This window comes from Pseudomonas berkeleyensis, assembly GCF_014109765.1.
GTDB lineage: Bacteria > Pseudomonadota > Gammaproteobacteria > Pseudomonadales > Pseudomonadaceae > Aquipseudomonas > Aquipseudomonas berkeleyensis.
Window position 1 is genome coordinate 2,615,862 of record NZ_CP059139.1, and the last position, 14,230, is coordinate 2,630,091.

Sequence of the window (14,230 nt, forward strand, 5' to 3'; positions counted from 1 at the left end):
TGCCCTATGGTACGCCTGATGAAGCACCATCTGGGTGCGACCGGCGGTCGCGTCCCAGACGGCTTGGCCCTTGCAGGCAAGGGCCGTGAGGCTTACTGCTCTTGTGCCTTGTGCGACAGGCTGTACACGTAGGCGGCCAGCAGGTGCACCTTGTCGTTGCCGAGGAATTCTTCCTGGGCAGGCATGTTGCCGTGACGACCGTAGCGGATGGTCTGCTGCAGTTGAGCATAGCTGCTGCCGTAGATGAACGCTGCCGGGTTGGTCAGGTTCGGTGCACCCATGGCAGGAGTACCCTTGCCGTCGGCGCCGTGGCAGGCGAAGCAGGTACCGGCGAAGACCTTCTGGCCTGCTTCGATATCGGCTTCAACGCCTTCCGGCAGTTGACGACCAGCCAGTTGGGTCAGCACGTAGGCAGCGACGTTGCGTACGCCGTCTTCGCCGATGGCCGGGCCTTGGGCCGGCATTGCGCCCTGGCGACCATGCAGGATGGTGGTCTTGATGGTCTCCGGCTCGCCGCCCCAGCGCCACTCGTTGTCGGTCAGATTGGGGAAGCCGTAGCTGCCCTTGGCATCGGAGCCGTGGCAAACGGAGCAGTTGGAGGCGAACAGGCGGCCACCCATTTTCAGGGCTTGCTCGTCCTTGGCCACTTCCTCGATCGGCATGGCAGCGTATTTGGCGAACAGCGGGCCGTATTGCTCGTCGGCGCGCGCCATTTCCTTCTCCCACTGGTGCACGCCGGTCCAGCCGGCATGACGCATGGAGCCGTCAGCGATCTGTACGCCAGCAGCGAAGGGGGTTTGCTTCTCGTTGTCGAGGTAGTTGTAACCCGGCAGCACGCCTTTCCAGTTGCCCAGGCCCGGATACAGAGCGAGGTAGCCCAGGGCGAAGATGATGGTGGCGACGAACAGCATGAACCACCACTTCGGCAGCGGGTTGTCATACTCCTCGATGCCGTCGAAGCTGTGCCCGACGGTTTCCTCGGTAGTCTCCTGGCGCTGGCCCTTGCGGGTGCCGAAGATCAGCCAGGTCAGGGCGAAGATGGTGCCCAGAGACAGAATGGTTACGTACCAACTCCAGAACGTGGTCATTGGTTATTGCTCCTGGAAGAGTCCTGATCGCGCTTGGACTCGGGCTTGGGATCGTCGGCGAAGGGCAGGTTGGCAGCTTCGTCGAAGCTGGACTTGCGCTTGCTGCTGTAAGCCCAGAGCACCACGCCGATGAAGGCGATGAAAACCACCGCCGTGCCGATGCCGCGAATCATCCCGATGTCCATAGCGTCTTACCGTTTGTTCTTGATGGAAGTGCCGAGAACCTGCAGGTACGCGATCAGCGCGTCCATTTCGGTCTTGCCTTTCACTGCATCGCGGGCGCCGGCGATATCTTCGTCGGTGTACGGGATGCCGAAGCCACGCATGACTTCCATCTTCTTGGCGGTGTCGCGACCGTCGAGCTTGTTCTCCACCAGCCATGGGTAGGCAGGCATCTTCGACTCAGGCACTACGTTGCGCGGGTTGTACAGGTGGGCGCGATGCCACTCGTCCGAGTAACGGCCGCCGACGCGGGCCAGATCCGGACCGGTACGCTTGGAGCCCCACAGGAAGGGGTGATCCCAGACGCTTTCACCGGCGACGGAGTAGTGGCCGTAACGCTCGGTCTCGGCGCGGAACGGACGGATCATCTGCGAGTGGCAGCCGACGCAGCCTTCACGGATGTAGATATCGCGACCTTCCAGTTGCATGGCGGTGTAGGGCTTGAGGCCTTCCACCGGCTCGTTGGTGACGTCCTGGAAGAACAGCGGGACGATCTGGGTCAGGCCACCGATGCTGACGGCAATCACCATCAGCAGCGCCATCAGGCCGATATTCTTCTCGATGATTTCGTGTTTCATCAGTGAGCTACTCCGGCGGGAATCTGCGCAGCCGCTTCGTATTCAGCCGGCTTGGCGGCACGCACGGTGCGGAAGGTGTTGTAGGCCATCAGCAGCATGCCGGTCACGAAGAAGGCGCCGCCGATCATGCGTACGACATAGCCTGCATGGCTGGCTTCCAGGGCTTCGACGAAGGAGTAGGTGAGGGTGCCGTCTTCGTTGACTGCACGCCACATCAAGCCCTGGGTGATGCCGTTGACCCACATCGAGGCGATGTACAGCACGGTGCCGATGGTCGCCAGCCAGAAGTGTGCGTTGATCAGGCCGATGCTGTGCATCTGCTCACGACCGAAGACTTTCGGGATCAGGTGATACAGCGAGCCGATGGAAATCATCGCTACCCAGCCGAGGGCGCCAGCGTGCACGTGGCCGATGGTCCAGTCGGTGTAGTGGGACAGGGCGTTGACGGTCTTGATGGCCATCATCGGGCCTTCGAAGGTGGACATGCCGTAGAAGGCCAGGGATACCACCAAAAAGCGCAGGATTGGGTCGGTGCGCAGCTTATGCCAGGCGCCAGACAGGCTCATCATGCCGTTGATCATGCCGCCCCAGCTCGGAGCCAGCAGGATGACCGACATGGCCATGCCCAGGGACTGAGCCCAGTCCGGCAGCGCGGTGTAGTGCAGGTGGTGCGGGCCGGCCCAGATGTACAGGGTGATCAGCGCCCAGAAGTGCACGATGGACAGGCGGTAGGAGTAGATCGGACGCTCGGCCTGCTTGGGTACGAAGTAGTACATCATGCCCAGGAAGCCGGTGGTCAGGAAGAATCCCACGGCGTTGTGGCCGTACCACCACTGGATCATCGCGTCGGTAGCACCGGCATAGGCCGAGTACGACTTGAACAGGCTCACCGGCATGGCGGCACTGTTGACGATGTGCAGCATGGCGGTAACCAGGATGAAGGCACCGAAGAACCAGTTGCCCACATAGATGTGCTTGGTCTTGCGCTTGACGATGGTACCGAAGAACACCAGCAGGTAGGTGATCCAGACGATGCCCAGGAGCACGTCGATCGGCCATTCCAGCTCAGCGTATTCCTTGGAGCTGGTGTAGCCCATCGGCAGGGTGATCACCGCGAGCACGATGACCGCTTGCCAGCCCCAGAAGGTGAAGGCAGCCAGACCGTCGGAAATCAGGCGCGTTTGGCAGGTGCGCTGGACCACGTAGTACGAGGTCGCGAACAGTGCGCATCCGCCGAAGGCGAAGATCACCGCGTTGGTGTGAAGCGGGCGCAGACGGCCGAAGCTGGTCCACGGCAGGCCAAGGTTGAGTTCCGGCCACACGAGTTGTGCGGCGATGAACACGCCTAGACCCATCCCAATGACCCCCCAGATCACCGTCATAATGGCGAACTGGCGGACCACCTTATAGTTATAAGCAGTCTGACTGATTGCTGTGCTCATGCTAGGGGTTCCACGGTTAATGGATTTTTATGGGGCAAAAATCGGCGGCAAGTATGGAGAAAGCAGGTAGCCATTGCAACGTAACGTGCCGACACGAATAGGGTTTCAGAGCCTTTCTGAAGCCATATCGGACGGTCAGAAAATTACTCTGGCAGCTTTTGGCGCAACCAGTTTGCGCGGCGCTAAGGAAGGATCGCCTTGGAGTTATGACAAATGGCGACTGAAAGGTAGCTTAGCCCAGGTCAAGGAATTTGCAGGGCAGTTGGTCGGCAGGTGCGACACTGAGTCGCACATATATAAGGAAGGATCGGCGACCGCATGACGGTCGCCGGTACAGCAGGGTTAACAGTAGATTACTTGGCGTCCTCCTGGCTCAGTTTGTAGACATAGGCGGCCAGCAGGTGGGCCTTGTCGTTGCCGAGGAAGTCGCCCTGGGCGGGCATGTTGCCACTACGGCCGTAGCGGATGGTTTGTTGCAACTGGGCGAAGCTGCTGCCGTAGATGAAGGCGCTCGGTTGAGTCAGGTTCGGGGCGCCCATCGCTGGCGTGCCGGTGCCGGCCGGGGTGTGGCAGGCGGAGCAGAGGGTGGCGAAGATCTGCTTGCCGGCGGCGACATCCGCGTTCGCATCCTGCGGCAGCTCGCGGCCACCCAGTTCGCTGAGCACGTAAGCTGCGACGTTACGTACGCCATCTTCGCCGATCATCGGGCCTTGTGCCGGCATTACGCCGATACGACCATGCATGATGGTGGTTTTGATGGTTTCCGGCTCGCCGCCCCAGCGCCAGCTGCTGTCGGCCAGGTTGGGGAAGCCATAGCTGCCCTTGGCGTCCGAGCCGTGGCACACGGCGCAGTTGGAGGCGAACAGGCGACCGCCCATTTTCAGCGCGCGCTCGTCCTTGGCCACTTCCTCGATCGGCATGGCGGCGTATTTGGCGAAGATCGGGCCGTACAGCTCATCGGCACGATCCATCTCGCGCTGCCACTGGTTGACCTGAGTCCAGCCGTCCTTGTAGCCGGGCAGCAGGCCCTTGAAGTTGCCCAGGCCGGGGTAGAGCACCAGGTAGCCGACGGAGAACACCAGGGTGCCGAGGAACAACATGAACCACCACTTGGGCAGTGGGTTGTCGTACTCCTCGATGCCATCGAAGGCGTGACCCATGGTCTGCTCGGTCGGGTTCTTGTGCACTTCGCTCTTGCGGGTGGCGAAGATCAGCCAGAACAGCGCGACCAGCGAACCGACGGTCAGCAGGGTGATGTACCAACTCCAGAAGGTGGTCATGCTTGGATCCTCGTAACGGCGGGCTTGGGCTCGTCGGCGAAGGGCAGGTTGGCCGCTTCGGCGAAGGCGTCGCGGCGTTTGCCGCTATAGGCCCAGAGGGTGACGGCGGTGAAGGCGATCAGAACCAGCGCAGTGCCTAGGCCACGCAGGGTGCCGATATCGATAAGCTCGAACATGGCACTCACCTCTTGTTCTTCACGGCGGTGCCCAGCACCTGCAGGTAGGCGACGAGAGCGTCCATCTCGCTCTTGCCCTTGACCGCGTCGCTGGCACCGGCGATGTCCTCTTCGCTGTAGGGCACGCCGAGAGTGCGCAGGGCACTCATCTTCTTGGCGGTGTCCTTGCCATCGAGGGTGTGCTCCACCAGCCAGGGGTAGGCGGGCATGATCGATTCCGGTACGACGTTGCGCGGGTTGTACAGGTGGGCGCGATGCCACTCGTCCGAGTACCGCGCGCCGACGCGAGCCAGATCCGGACCGGTGCGCTTGGAACCCCACAGGAAGGGGTGATCCCAGACGCTTTCACCGGCGACGGAGTAGTGGCCGTAGCGCTCGGTTTCGGCACGGAACGGACGGATCATCTGCGAGTGGCAGCCGACGCAGCCTTCGCGGATGTAGATGTCGCGACCTTCCAGTTGCAGCGCGTTGTAAGGCTTGAGGCCTTCCACCGGCTCGTTGGTGACGTCCTGGAAGAACAGCGGAACGATCTGGGTCAGACCACCGATGCTGACCGCCAGGATCATCACCAGGGCCATCAGGCCGATGTTCTTCTCGAGAATCTCGTGTTTCATCAGTGGGCTCCTTCTACCGAGAACTGCGCAGCGGCTTCCATCTCGGTCGATTTGGCGCTGCGTACGGTCAGCCAGACGTTCCAGGCCATCAGCAGCATGCCGCTGAAGAAGATGGCGCCGCCGATCACCCGCACCACGAAGCCGACATGGCTGGCTTCCAGCGCTTCGACGAAGGAGTAGGTGAGGGTGCCGTCTTCGTTGACTGCACGCCACATCAGGCCCTGGGTGATGCCGTTGACCCACATCGAGGCGATGTACAGCACGGTGCCGATGGTCGCCAGCCAGAAGTGGCCGTTGATCAGGCCGATGCTGTGCATCTGCTCACGACCGAAGACTTTCGGGATCAGGTGGTACAGCGAGCCGATCGACACCATGGCTACCCAGCCGAGAGCGCCAGCGTGCACGTGGCCGATGGTCCAGTCGGTGTAGTGGGACAGGGCGTTGACGGTCTTGATGGCCATCATCGGGCCTTCGAAGGTCGACATGCCGTAGAAGGCCAGGGATACCACCAAAAAGCGCAGGATCGGGTCGGTGCGCAGTTTGTGCCAGGCACCCGAGAGGGTCATCATGCCGTTGATCATGCCGCCCCAGCTGGGCGCCAGCAGGATCAGCGACATCACCATGCCGAGCGATTGAGCCCAGTCCGGCAGCGCGGTGTAGTGCAGGTGGTGCGGGCCGGCCCAGATGTAGACCGCGATCAGTGCCCAGAAGTGGACGATGGACAGGCGGTAGGAGTAGACCGGGCGACCGGCCTGCTTGGGCACGAAGTAGTACATCATCCCGAGGAAACCGGCGGTCAGGAAGAAGCCCACGGCGTTGTGGCCGTACCACCACTGGATCATCGCATCGGTGGCGCCCGCATAGAGCGAGTAGGACTTGGTCAGGGTGACCGGGATTTCCAGGTTGTTGATCACGTGCAGGATGGCCACGGTGAGGATGAAGCCACCGAAGAACCAGTTGCCCACGTAGATGTGACTGACCTTGCGTTGCATCACCGTGCCGAAGAAGACGATGGCGTAGGACACCCACACGATGGTGATCAGGATGTCGATCGGCCACTCCAGTTCGGCGTATTCCTTGGAGCTGGTCCAGCCCAGCGGCAGGCTGATGGCAGCCAGCACGATCACCAGTTGCCAGCCCCAGAAGGTGAAGGCAGCCAGTTTGGGGGCGAACAGGGTGGTCTGGCTGGTGCGCTGTACCGCGTAGTAGCTGGTGGCGAACAGTGCGCAGCCGCCAAAGGCGAAGATCACCGCATTGGTGTGCAGGGGGCGGAGCCGGCCGAAGCTGGTCCAGGGTAGGTTGAAGTTGAGGTCGGGCCAAGCCAGTTGGGCGGCGATGAAAACGCCGAGTCCCATACCAACGATGCCCCAAACCACCGTCATAATGGCGAACTGGCGAACCACCCTGTAGTTGTAGGCGGAACGGGTTGTTGTGTTCATGTCTGGGCTTCCATACACGGTTATGGCAGAGCGTCCGATAACCGTGGCGGCCGCAGGCATGAGCAAGCCACGGACACCACGGATATCGACGCGAGGCAAGCATGAGCAAAGGGCCATCTGGGTTTATTGACGCTGATCAATGTGAGGGGAAGCAGCCCTGGCTGTGGGACGAAGCGCCGCAGGGGGCTGCGGTGACCCTGATCCTGGCGCATGGCGCGGGCGCACCGATGGACAGCCCGTTCATGCAGCGCATGGCGCAGAGCCTTGCGGCGCGTGGTGTACGGGTGGTGCGCTTCGAGTTCGCCTACATGGCGCAGCGACGGGTGGATGGGCGCAAACGCCCCCCCAATCCGCAGGCGCAACTGCTGCAGCAATGGCGTGAGGTGTATGCCCGGGTGTGCCAACAGGTCGCAGGCCCTGTGGCCATTGGCGGCAAGTCCATGGGCGGACGCATGGCCAGCCTGCTGGCCGACGAGTTGGATGCGGCAGCGCTGATTTGTCTCGGTTATCCCTTCTATGCCGCGGGCAAGCCGGAGAAGCCGCGCGTTGCACATCTGGCCGAGCTGCGCACGCCGACTCTCATCGTTCAGGGCGAGCGTGATGCCTTGGGCAATCGCGAGGCCGTGGCCGGTTACAACCTGTCAGCCGCCATCGAGTTGCACTGGCTGGCGGCAGCTGATCATGACCTCAAGCCTTTGAAGGCTTCCGGTTTCAGCCATGAGCAGCATCTCGACACCGCCACTCGGGTCATCACCGATTTTCTGGGCGTAAGCTGAGGCAGGGCTTCGTATGCGTGAACCCTAGGCGTCCGCGGCTGGACTTCATTCGGGCTGCCTCTCATTCAAACACGTTTTAACGGGCGTTACCGCTGCAAAAGCGGTTGCGCTTGACCGGTCGGTCACGCAATGTGACAAGTACGTGTCCGGGCCCGCTGCAGAGCGGGGGCTGCAGGCTTTTTGCCTTCACCGCGCACTGCCCATGGCCAGCGGGATTTTGCTGTGCCACGCAATGGGGCGGCGCCTCATGACAGAAACATTGCGCAGCACCATTGTGGTGCGTTTTGTTTGGGTGTTGTTGGTATCTGATTGAAATTAAAGGATTAATTGTGCTGGCTCGGGCCTTGCAGAGGATGCTGCAAGTCCGGGTGACAAGGAGTACGGCATGGCCCGCACCTTTTATGACGAGATGTACGACGCGAGCGGTGCAGTCCGCCCGCATTATCGGGAGTTTGCCCGCTGGTTGGCTGATACCCCCGATGACCTGCTGGCCCAGCGCCGCCGAGAGGCGGATCTCCTGTTCCACAGAGCTGGTATCACGTTCACCCTCTATGGTGACGATCAAGGCACCGAACGCCTGATTCCCTTCGACATCATTCCTCGCTCCATCCCCGCCAGCGAATGGCGCATCGTCGAACGCGGCTGCATACAGCGCGTGCAGGCGCTCAACCTGTTCCTCGCCGACCTCTACCATGACCAGCGCATCATCAAGGCGGGGATCATTCCTGCCGAGCAGGTGCTGGCCAACGAGGGTTACCAGATGGCCATGCAGGGCCTCGACCTGCACCGTGACATCTACGCGCACATCGCCGGGGTCGACCTGGTGCGTGACGGCGACGGTAGCTACTACGTGCTGGAAGACAACTTGCGTACGCCCAGCGGTGTGAGCTACATGCTCGAAGACCGCAAGATGATGATGCGCCTGTTTCCTGAGCTGTTCTCCGCGCAGCGCGTGGCGCCGGTGGATCACTACCCGAACCTGCTGCTCGACGCGCTGAAGAGTTCCAGCCCGCTGGACAACCCCACGGTGGTGGTGCTGACGCCGGGGCGTTTCAACAGTGCCTACTTCGAGCACGCCTTCCTCGCTCGCGAGATGGGCGTGGAGCTGGTGGAGGGGGCCGACCTGTTCGTACGTGACGACAAGGTGTACATGCGCACCACGGCCGGTGCGAAGCAGGTTGACGTGATCTACCGACGCCTCGATGACGCCTTCCTCGATCCGCTGGCCTTCAATCCCGATTCCATGCTCGGTGTGCCCGGGCTGCTCTCGGCTTATCGCTCACGCAACGTGGTGCTGGCCAACGCCATTGGCACTGGCGTGGCTGACGACAAGTCGATCTACCCTTATGTCGGCGACATGATCCGCTTCTATCTGGACGAGGAGCCGATCCTCAAGAACGTACCGACCTGGCAGTGCCGCAAACCGGAAGAACTCTCCCACGTCTTGGCCAACCTGCCCGAACTGGTGGTCAAGGAGACCCAGGGCTCCGGCGGCTACGGCATGCTAGTCGGCCCAGCGGCGACCAAGGCCGAAATCGAGAACTTCCGCGCGCGCCTGATCGCCAAGCCGGAGGCGTATATCGCCCAGCCGACGCTGAGCCTGTCGACCTGCCCGACCTTCGTCGAACGCGGTATCGCACCGCGTCATATCGATCTGCGTCCGTTCGTTCTGACTGGCCGCGAAACCCGCCTGGTGCCCGGTGGACTGACGCGTGTGGCATTGCGCGAAGGCTCGCTGGTGGTCAACTCGTCGCAAGGCGGCGGTACCAAGGACACCTGGGTGGTGGAGGACTGACCCATGCTTTCGAGAACTGCCTCCGATCTGTACTGGATGTCGCGTTACCTGGAGCGTGCCGAGAACCTCGCACGCATGCTCGACGTCAGCTATTCGCTGTCATTGATGCCGCAGGATGGCCGTGGTGATGGCCTCGATGAACTGGCCATGCCGCTGTTGATCACCGGCACCCTGGACGACTACCTGGAGCGCCACGGCCCGCTACACGCCGAGCGCATGCTGCACTTCTTCGCTCTCGATGCGAGTAACCCGGGCAGCATCTACTGCTGCCTGCAGGCCGCGCGCAGCAATGCCCATGCGGTACGCGGGCGGATCACCGCCGACATGTGGGAGAACATCAACGCCACCTGGCTGGAGATGCGCGGCATCGCCGAACAGGGGTTGGGACGTTACGGCATCAGCCGTTTCTGCGAGTGGGTCAAGGAGCGTTCACACCTGTTCCGTGGCGCCACCTTCGGCACCATCATGCGCGGCGAGGCCTACCGCTTCATCCGTCTGGGTACCTTCATCGAGCGTGCCGACAACACCCTGCGCCTGCTCGACGCGCGCTACGAAATGCTCGGCGAAGAGATCGACGAACTGGAAGAGCGCAGCGCGCGCAGCTATTACCAATGGAGTGCGCTGCTACGGGCGCTGTCCTCGTTCGAGGCTTTCGCCGAGATCTACCGTGGCTCACCACGCACGCGCAAGGTTGCCGAGTTGTTGCTGCTGCGCCCCGACGTGCCGCGCTCACTGCGTGCCTGCATGGAAGAACTCAACCTGATGCTTGCGGGTCTACCCGGAGAGAACGGTCGTCCTGCGCAGCGCCTGGCTGCCGAACTGGATGCGCGGTTGCGCTACACCAGCATCGACGAAGTGCTCGACGAAGGCCTGCATGCCTGGCTTACCGACTTCATCCTGCTGGTGCGCCAGCTGGGCAATACCATCCATACGTCCTATCTGGAGGTCGCATGAGACTCTCGATCAGCCATGACACCACCTACCGTTACGATGATCAGGTGCGCGCGAGCATCCAGTACCTGCGCCTGACCCCGCACGACAGCGAGCGCCAGCAGGTGCTCAGTTGGCAGCTCGACCTGCCGCGCCCGGTGCACGCCCAGCTCGACCCCTACGGCAACATCCTCCATGTGCTGACCCTGGATGAGCCGCATGAGGCCATCGTTATCGGTGCCCGCGGCCAGGTTGAGATCGATGAAACCTGCGAGGCCGAGCATGAGCGTCAATCGGCGTTGCCATTCCTGCGTTTCACCCGCCTGACCCAGGCCGACGACGCCATTCGCGAGTTCGCCGCGCAACACGGCAAGGCACGTAGCGACCGCAATGGCCTGATCGATCTGATGCATGCGCTCAACGCGCATATCGCTTATCAGCCCGGTATCACCGAGGTAGACACCAGCGCCGCCGAGGCCTTCGCCGGTCGCCGTGGGGTCTGCCAGGATCACACCCATGCCTTTCTCGCCTGCGCGCGCAGCCTGGGCGTGCCGGCGCGTTACGTCTCTGGCTATCTCTACACTGATGACTCCGAGCACCTGGCCAGCCATGCCTGGGCCGAAGCCTGGGTGGGCGACGCCTGGTACAGCTTCGATGTGACCAACTGCCTGGCGCGCCCGGAACGCCACCTCAAGCTGGCAGTCGGCCTGGACTATCTGGATGCCTGCCCGGTACGCGGCATGCGCCGGGGCGGTGGTTGCGAGCAGATGCACGCCCAGGTTCAAGTCGCCCCCTTGTTGCAGGTGCGCCAGCAGTAGGGGCTAGTGTTGTTCCGGGGTGTCTTGTCGCGGCTCATCCAGTTGGCGGGCGATTTTGCGGAAGATCGCCGTATAGAGTGCCGAGTACCGTAGTTCCTGAACCAGCCCCCAGAGCTGGTAGAGGAGAATCGACAGGGCACCGATGGTGACGGCGTGCAGTTGTCCGCTCAGTGCCCCGTAGATGATGAAGGCGATGCCCGGCGCGATCCAGGGCAGGTGCCCGAGGATGCGCTCGAGCTTGCTGTCGCTGCCGCTGGCGACCGCCAGGATGAGGGCGCGTTCTTCGTCCGTGAATTCAGGTCTTTCCATCTGTGTTCGTGTTCCAGTGGTTGGCGTGTTCGTCGAAACCGGCGCGATAGGGACTGCCGACGCAGAAGCGATGACCGCTGGGTGCCTGCATCACCACCCAGGCCTCCTTACGGGTCACGACACTGGCGCCGAGGCCTTCCAGGCGTGCCACTTCATCAGCGATCGAATCGGTGTCGATGTCCAGGTGGGCGCGAGCTTCGTGCTGTACGCGCTGGATGATCACCTGCACCTCTCCCGGCGGGGTCTGTAGCTGAATGTACGTGGTTTCGTCCTCGATTTTCTCTGGTAGCGGATAGCCCAGCGCCTGACTCCAGAATCTGGCTTCGGCTAGCAGGTCGCCAGTGTTGCAGTCGATCACGATGTTGCCCAGTCTGCTGCGATGCATGTTGTCCCCCTAGCGCGTGACCTTGCGTTGCGCCATATGCTGCAGATAGCCGATCAGTTGCTCCAGCTCATGGGCGCGTATGGCTTGCTCGCTGAACCCAGGCATGCGCCCCTGCGGCCAGCGCCGCAGGCTCTGTGGGTCGCGGATGTACTGACGCAGGAAGTCGCCCGTGAAGTATTCGGTCGGGTTGTGCGGGATATTCAGATCCGGGCCGAAGGCGGAGTCACCCGCACCATTGAGGCGATGGCAGGCCATGCAGTTCTTCTGATAGAGGGCGAACCCTGCCTGCACCTCGCTGCTGGCATCTGCTGCCGGTAGCAGGGCGGGGAAACGCTGTTCCACGGGCGCCAACTGACGAATCCTGGCGACCTGAAACGGCCACTGCTCAGGGCCGATCTGGCTGGCCGCAGGGTCTGTCCAGACCAGATAGAACGGGCCCGCACTGGGCTTGCCTGAGGCCAGTGGCGGCCAGGGATGCTGCGGGTCTTCGATGGCCAGCCAGGCCTTGGCCCCTTCGCTGGCCAGCAGAATGGCTGCCGGCAGCTCGGCGGCAAAACCGTCCAGTGCCACGGCTTGCAGATGATCGCCCGGCGTTACGCCGTCCAGTAATGCGCTGATCGGCACGGCGCGGTATTTCATGGGGCGCTTGTAGCTGACGTCGTCGGCAATTTCGATCTCACGAGCCTGCGGGTGATTCAGCAGTTCGCTGCTGCTCCAGGTGTGCCGGGTATCGTTGAGTTGCACCTCGAACTCGGCGGCCTGTGCGGTGCAGCTCAGGACGATCAGGGAGAACAGCAGGGACTTCATTCTTTGTTCTCCAGCAGAGGCAGCAGGTCGTCGTAGGCGCCGGCATTGATGACGTGACGATAACCGAGGTTCTCCAGGCTTTGCTGGGCCAGCGCCGAGCGTCGGCCGCTGCGGCAGTAGAGTACCAGCGGGCGGTTCTTGTCGGGGCTGATGGTGTGGATCTGCGCGGCGATATCCTCGTGGCCGATACGCATCGCGCCGGGCAGTGCACCCTCTGCAAATTCTTCGGCGCTGCGTACGTCGATCAGCAGGCTGTCGTCGCGCTGCAAGGCCGTGAGGGCCGCCTGCTGGTCGATTTCGTTCGCGTGGGCATCGAGTAGGCCGAGCAGGGCGGTGAGCAGGAGAATCAAACGCATGGTGCACTCCAGAGCGGCTCGAATGGCCGAGCATGATTGCCCGAGCCTTTTATGCAGTCTAGGATGCCTCGCTTGACCTGACGGGAGTAGTAGATGTTAGCCGAGTTGTTTGCCGTTCTGGCACCGGTACTGATAGCGGCAGGCATCGGCTACGGCTGGGTGCGCAGTGGTCAGCAATATCCCACGGATTTCATCGCGCGGCTGGTGCTCAACATTGGCACGCCGTGTCTGGTGCTCTCGACGCTCAGTCGGGCCGAACTGGAAATGAGCGCCTTCTCGCAAATGGCGTTGGCCTGCGTGCTGGTGACCTCGTCCATGGGGCTGGTCGGTTGGCTGCTGAGCCGACTGTTCGGGTTGGATTGGAAGGTGCTGGTGCCGGCCTACCTGTTTCCCAACTCCGGCAACATGGGGTTGCCCATGGCGCTGTTCGCCTTCGGCGAGGCGGGCCTGGCGTTGGCCGTGGCATTCTTTCTGGTGCTCTCGGTGGGTCATTTCAGTATCGGCATGTTGTTGTCGGGCGCTGAGGGTTCACTCAAGGGGCTGTTGCTCAATCCGATCATGATCAGTCTGGCATTGGTGCTGCCGGTGCTGTTTCTCGATCTGGAATTGCCGCGCTGGCTGGCCAATACCGTCGACCTGTTGGGCGGCATGACCATCCCGCTGATGTTGATCACCCTGGGCGTTTCCCTGGCCAGTATCCGCGTGCAGCACCTGGGTAACGGGATGCTGCTGGGCTTGCTGCGCATTCTCTGTGGCGCGGCGCTGGGCTGGCTCATCGGCTGGGCGATTGGCCTGCAACCACTGGCGCACGCTGTGCTGGTGTTGCAGTCGTCGATGCCGGTGGCGGTGTTCAACTATCTCTTTGCGGTACGCGCCGGCCGCTCGCCCGAGCAGGTCGCCAGCCTGGTGCTGTGTTCGACGCTGCTGGCTTTTGCGCTGATTCCACTGTTGCTCGCCTGGTGGATGCCCGCACTGCGCTGAGCGCGCTACGGCGTCTGCGCAGTTACGGGCACGGTGGGTGATCAACTGACCAGACGGGTCAGGTTGGGAAGGATCAGGATGACCGCTGTGGCGAAAAGAATGACGCCAGCCTGACGGTATTTCGGCTGTTTGAACATGGCCGTATGCCTTTTGTTGTTATCGGTGTGGCATCGGGCGCCTGCCGTACTACCTGGGGGCGCCGCGTCACACCTGGGCGTGCCGCTGATTCACCGC

Annotated in this window: 17 protein-coding genes; 5 read left to right on the forward strand and 12 right to left on the reverse strand. The window is 62.3% G+C overall.

What is annotated here, in order from left to right; genetic code table 11:
- Window positions 1-92 precede the first annotated feature (92 nt).
- The 8 genes from ccoP (HS968_RS12195) to ccoN (HS968_RS12230) all read right to left on the reverse strand — a co-directional run bounded on the left by ccoP (HS968_RS12195) (window position 93) and on the right by ccoN (HS968_RS12230) (window position 6,839).
- Entirely contained in the window at window positions 93-1,088 is a 996-nt protein-coding gene (gene ccoP / locus HS968_RS12195) for a cytochrome-c oxidase, cbb3-type subunit III (RefSeq protein WP_119691117.1), read from the reverse strand.
- The gene (locus HS968_RS12200; RefSeq protein ID WP_017677205.1) at window positions 1,085-1,273 is read right to left on the reverse strand and encodes a CcoQ/FixQ family Cbb3-type cytochrome c oxidase assembly chaperone; all 189 of its coding nucleotides are present in this window, start codon (window positions 1,271-1,273) and stop codon (window positions 1,085-1,087) included. Before HS968_RS12200 ends, ccoP (HS968_RS12195) begins: the two co-directional genes overlap by 4 nt.
- 6 nt (window positions 1,274-1,279) lie before the next feature.
- Window positions 1,280-1,888, reverse strand: coding sequence for a cytochrome-c oxidase, cbb3-type subunit II (ccoO, locus tag HS968_RS12205; protein ID WP_119691118.1), 609 nt, complete (start codon window positions 1,886-1,888; stop codon window positions 1,280-1,282).
- Complete coding sequence (gene ccoN, locus HS968_RS12210; protein WP_106741739.1) at window positions 1,888-3,330, reverse strand: cytochrome-c oxidase, cbb3-type subunit I; 1,443 nt, start codon at window positions 3,328-3,330, stop codon at window positions 1,888-1,890. Before ccoN (HS968_RS12210) ends, ccoO (HS968_RS12205) begins: the two co-directional genes overlap by 1 nt.
- A 353-nt stretch (window positions 3,331-3,683) precedes the next feature.
- Entirely contained in the window at window positions 3,684-4,610 is a 927-nt protein-coding gene (ccoP, locus tag HS968_RS12215) for a cytochrome-c oxidase, cbb3-type subunit III (protein WP_119691119.1), read from the reverse strand.
- Window positions 4,607-4,786, reverse strand: a complete 180-nt coding sequence (locus HS968_RS12220) for a cbb3-type cytochrome oxidase subunit 3 (RefSeq protein WP_119691120.1) — start codon at window positions 4,784-4,786, stop codon at window positions 4,607-4,609. The genes ccoP (HS968_RS12215) and HS968_RS12220 overlap by 4 nt, the downstream gene beginning before the upstream one ends.
- A 5-nt stretch (window positions 4,787-4,791) precedes the next feature.
- A complete protein-coding gene (ccoO, locus tag HS968_RS12225) occupies window positions 4,792-5,400 on the reverse strand; it encodes a cytochrome-c oxidase, cbb3-type subunit II (protein ID WP_119691121.1) in 609 nt (202 codons plus the stop codon).
- Window positions 5,400-6,839, reverse strand: coding sequence for a cytochrome-c oxidase, cbb3-type subunit I (gene ccoN / locus HS968_RS12230; RefSeq protein WP_119691122.1), 1,440 nt, complete (start codon window positions 6,837-6,839; stop codon window positions 5,400-5,402). The genes ccoO (HS968_RS12225) and ccoN (HS968_RS12230) overlap by 1 nt, the downstream gene beginning before the upstream one ends.
- Before the next feature lie 101 nt (window positions 6,840-6,940).
- Here ccoN (HS968_RS12230) and HS968_RS12235 point away from each other — a divergent pair, with 101 nt between their 5' ends.
- From HS968_RS12235 to HS968_RS12250, 4 genes are all read left to right on the forward strand, one after another.
- Entirely contained in the window at window positions 6,941-7,615 is a 675-nt protein-coding gene (locus HS968_RS12235; RefSeq protein ID WP_238338944.1) for an alpha/beta fold hydrolase, read from the forward strand.
- A gap of 385 nt (window positions 7,616-8,000) precedes the next feature.
- A complete protein-coding gene (locus tag HS968_RS12240) occupies window positions 8,001-9,410 on the forward strand; it encodes a circularly permuted type 2 ATP-grasp protein (RefSeq protein ID WP_182371437.1) in 1,410 nt (469 codons plus the stop codon).
- A 3-nt stretch (window positions 9,411-9,413) separates the two neighbouring features.
- Window positions 9,414-10,364 (forward strand): alpha-E domain-containing protein, encoded by a 951-nt coding sequence (locus tag HS968_RS12245; protein WP_119691124.1) that lies wholly within the window; start codon window positions 9,414-9,416, stop codon window positions 10,362-10,364.
- Window positions 10,361-11,158, forward strand: a complete 798-nt coding sequence (locus HS968_RS12250) for a transglutaminase family protein (RefSeq protein ID WP_119691125.1) — start codon at window positions 10,361-10,363, stop codon at window positions 11,156-11,158. The genes HS968_RS12245 and HS968_RS12250 overlap by 4 nt, the downstream gene beginning before the upstream one ends.
- Window positions 11,159-11,161: 3 nt before the next feature.
- Here the strand turns inward: HS968_RS12250 and HS968_RS12255 are convergent, their stop codons facing one another.
- From HS968_RS12255 to HS968_RS12270, 4 genes are read right to left on the reverse strand one after another with little or no spacing between them, the layout of a single operon-like run.
- Window positions 11,162-11,467, reverse strand: a complete 306-nt coding sequence (locus tag HS968_RS12255) for a hypothetical protein (RefSeq protein WP_182371438.1) — start codon at window positions 11,465-11,467, stop codon at window positions 11,162-11,164.
- A complete protein-coding gene (locus HS968_RS12260; protein ID WP_182371439.1) occupies window positions 11,454-11,852 on the reverse strand; it encodes a VOC family protein in 399 nt (132 codons plus the stop codon). Before HS968_RS12260 ends, HS968_RS12255 begins: the two co-directional genes overlap by 14 nt.
- 9 nt (window positions 11,853-11,861) lie before the next feature.
- Window positions 11,862-12,659 carry a c-type cytochrome gene (locus HS968_RS12265; protein WP_182371440.1) on the reverse strand — a complete coding sequence of 266 codons (798 nt, stop codon included), beginning with the start codon at window positions 12,657-12,659 and terminating at the stop codon, window positions 11,862-11,864.
- Window positions 12,656-13,015: a rhodanese-like domain-containing protein gene (locus HS968_RS12270; protein ID WP_182371441.1), complete on the reverse strand. Its 360-nt coding sequence runs from the start codon at window positions 13,013-13,015 to the stop codon at window positions 12,656-12,658. Before HS968_RS12270 ends, HS968_RS12265 begins: the two co-directional genes overlap by 4 nt.
- A gap of 93 nt (window positions 13,016-13,108) precedes the next feature.
- Here HS968_RS12270 and HS968_RS12275 point away from each other — a divergent pair, with 93 nt between their 5' ends.
- Window positions 13,109-13,996: an AEC family transporter gene (locus HS968_RS12275; RefSeq protein WP_179621631.1), complete on the forward strand. Its 888-nt coding sequence runs from the start codon at window positions 13,109-13,111 to the stop codon at window positions 13,994-13,996.
- Window positions 13,997-14,230: the final 234 nt, after the last annotated feature.

Excerpts from the sequence above, each read along its gene's own strand:
- ccoP (WP_119691117.1), bottom strand. The coding sequence starts at position 1,088 with ATGACCACGTTCTGGAGTTGGTACGTAACCATTCTGTCTCTGGGCACC.
- HS968_RS12200 (WP_017677205.1), bottom strand. The coding sequence starts at position 1,273 with ATGGACATCGGGATGATTCGCGGCATCGGCACGGCGGTGGTTTTCATC.
- ccoO (WP_119691118.1), bottom strand. The coding sequence starts at position 1,888 with ATGAAACACGAAATCATCGAGAAGAATATCGGCCTGATGGCGCTGCTG.
- ccoN (WP_106741739.1), bottom strand. The coding sequence starts at position 3,330 with ATGAGCACAGCAATCAGTCAGACTGCTTATAACTATAAGGTGGTCCGC.
- ccoP (WP_119691119.1), bottom strand. The coding sequence starts at position 4,610 with ATGACCACCTTCTGGAGTTGGTACATCACCCTGCTGACCGTCGGTTCG.
- HS968_RS12220 (WP_119691120.1), bottom strand. The coding sequence starts at position 4,786 with ATGTTCGAGCTTATCGATATCGGCACCCTGCGTGGCCTAGGCACTGCG.
- ccoO (WP_119691121.1), bottom strand. The coding sequence starts at position 5,400 with ATGAAACACGAGATTCTCGAGAAGAACATCGGCCTGATGGCCCTGGTG.
- ccoN (WP_119691122.1), bottom strand. The coding sequence starts at position 6,839 with ATGAACACAACAACCCGTTCCGCCTACAACTACAGGGTGGTTCGCCAG.
- HS968_RS12235 (WP_238338944.1), top strand. The coding sequence starts at position 6,941 with ATGAGCAAAGGGCCATCTGGGTTTATTGACGCTGATCAATGTGAGGGG.
- HS968_RS12240 (WP_182371437.1), top strand. The coding sequence starts at position 8,001 with ATGGCCCGCACCTTTTATGACGAGATGTACGACGCGAGCGGTGCAGTC.
- HS968_RS12245 (WP_119691124.1), top strand. The coding sequence starts at position 9,414 with ATGCTTTCGAGAACTGCCTCCGATCTGTACTGGATGTCGCGTTACCTG.
- HS968_RS12250 (WP_119691125.1), top strand. The coding sequence starts at position 10,361 with ATGAGACTCTCGATCAGCCATGACACCACCTACCGTTACGATGATCAG.
- HS968_RS12255 (WP_182371438.1), bottom strand. The coding sequence starts at position 11,467 with ATGGAAAGACCTGAATTCACGGACGAAGAACGCGCCCTCATCCTGGCG.
- HS968_RS12260 (WP_182371439.1), bottom strand. The coding sequence starts at position 11,852 with ATGCATCGCAGCAGACTGGGCAACATCGTGATCGACTGCAACACTGGC.
- HS968_RS12265 (WP_182371440.1), bottom strand. The coding sequence starts at position 12,659 with ATGAAGTCCCTGCTGTTCTCCCTGATCGTCCTGAGCTGCACCGCACAG.
- HS968_RS12270 (WP_182371441.1), bottom strand. The coding sequence starts at position 13,015 with ATGCGTTTGATTCTCCTGCTCACCGCCCTGCTCGGCCTACTCGATGCC.
- HS968_RS12275 (WP_179621631.1), top strand. The coding sequence starts at position 13,109 with ATGTTAGCCGAGTTGTTTGCCGTTCTGGCACCGGTACTGATAGCGGCA.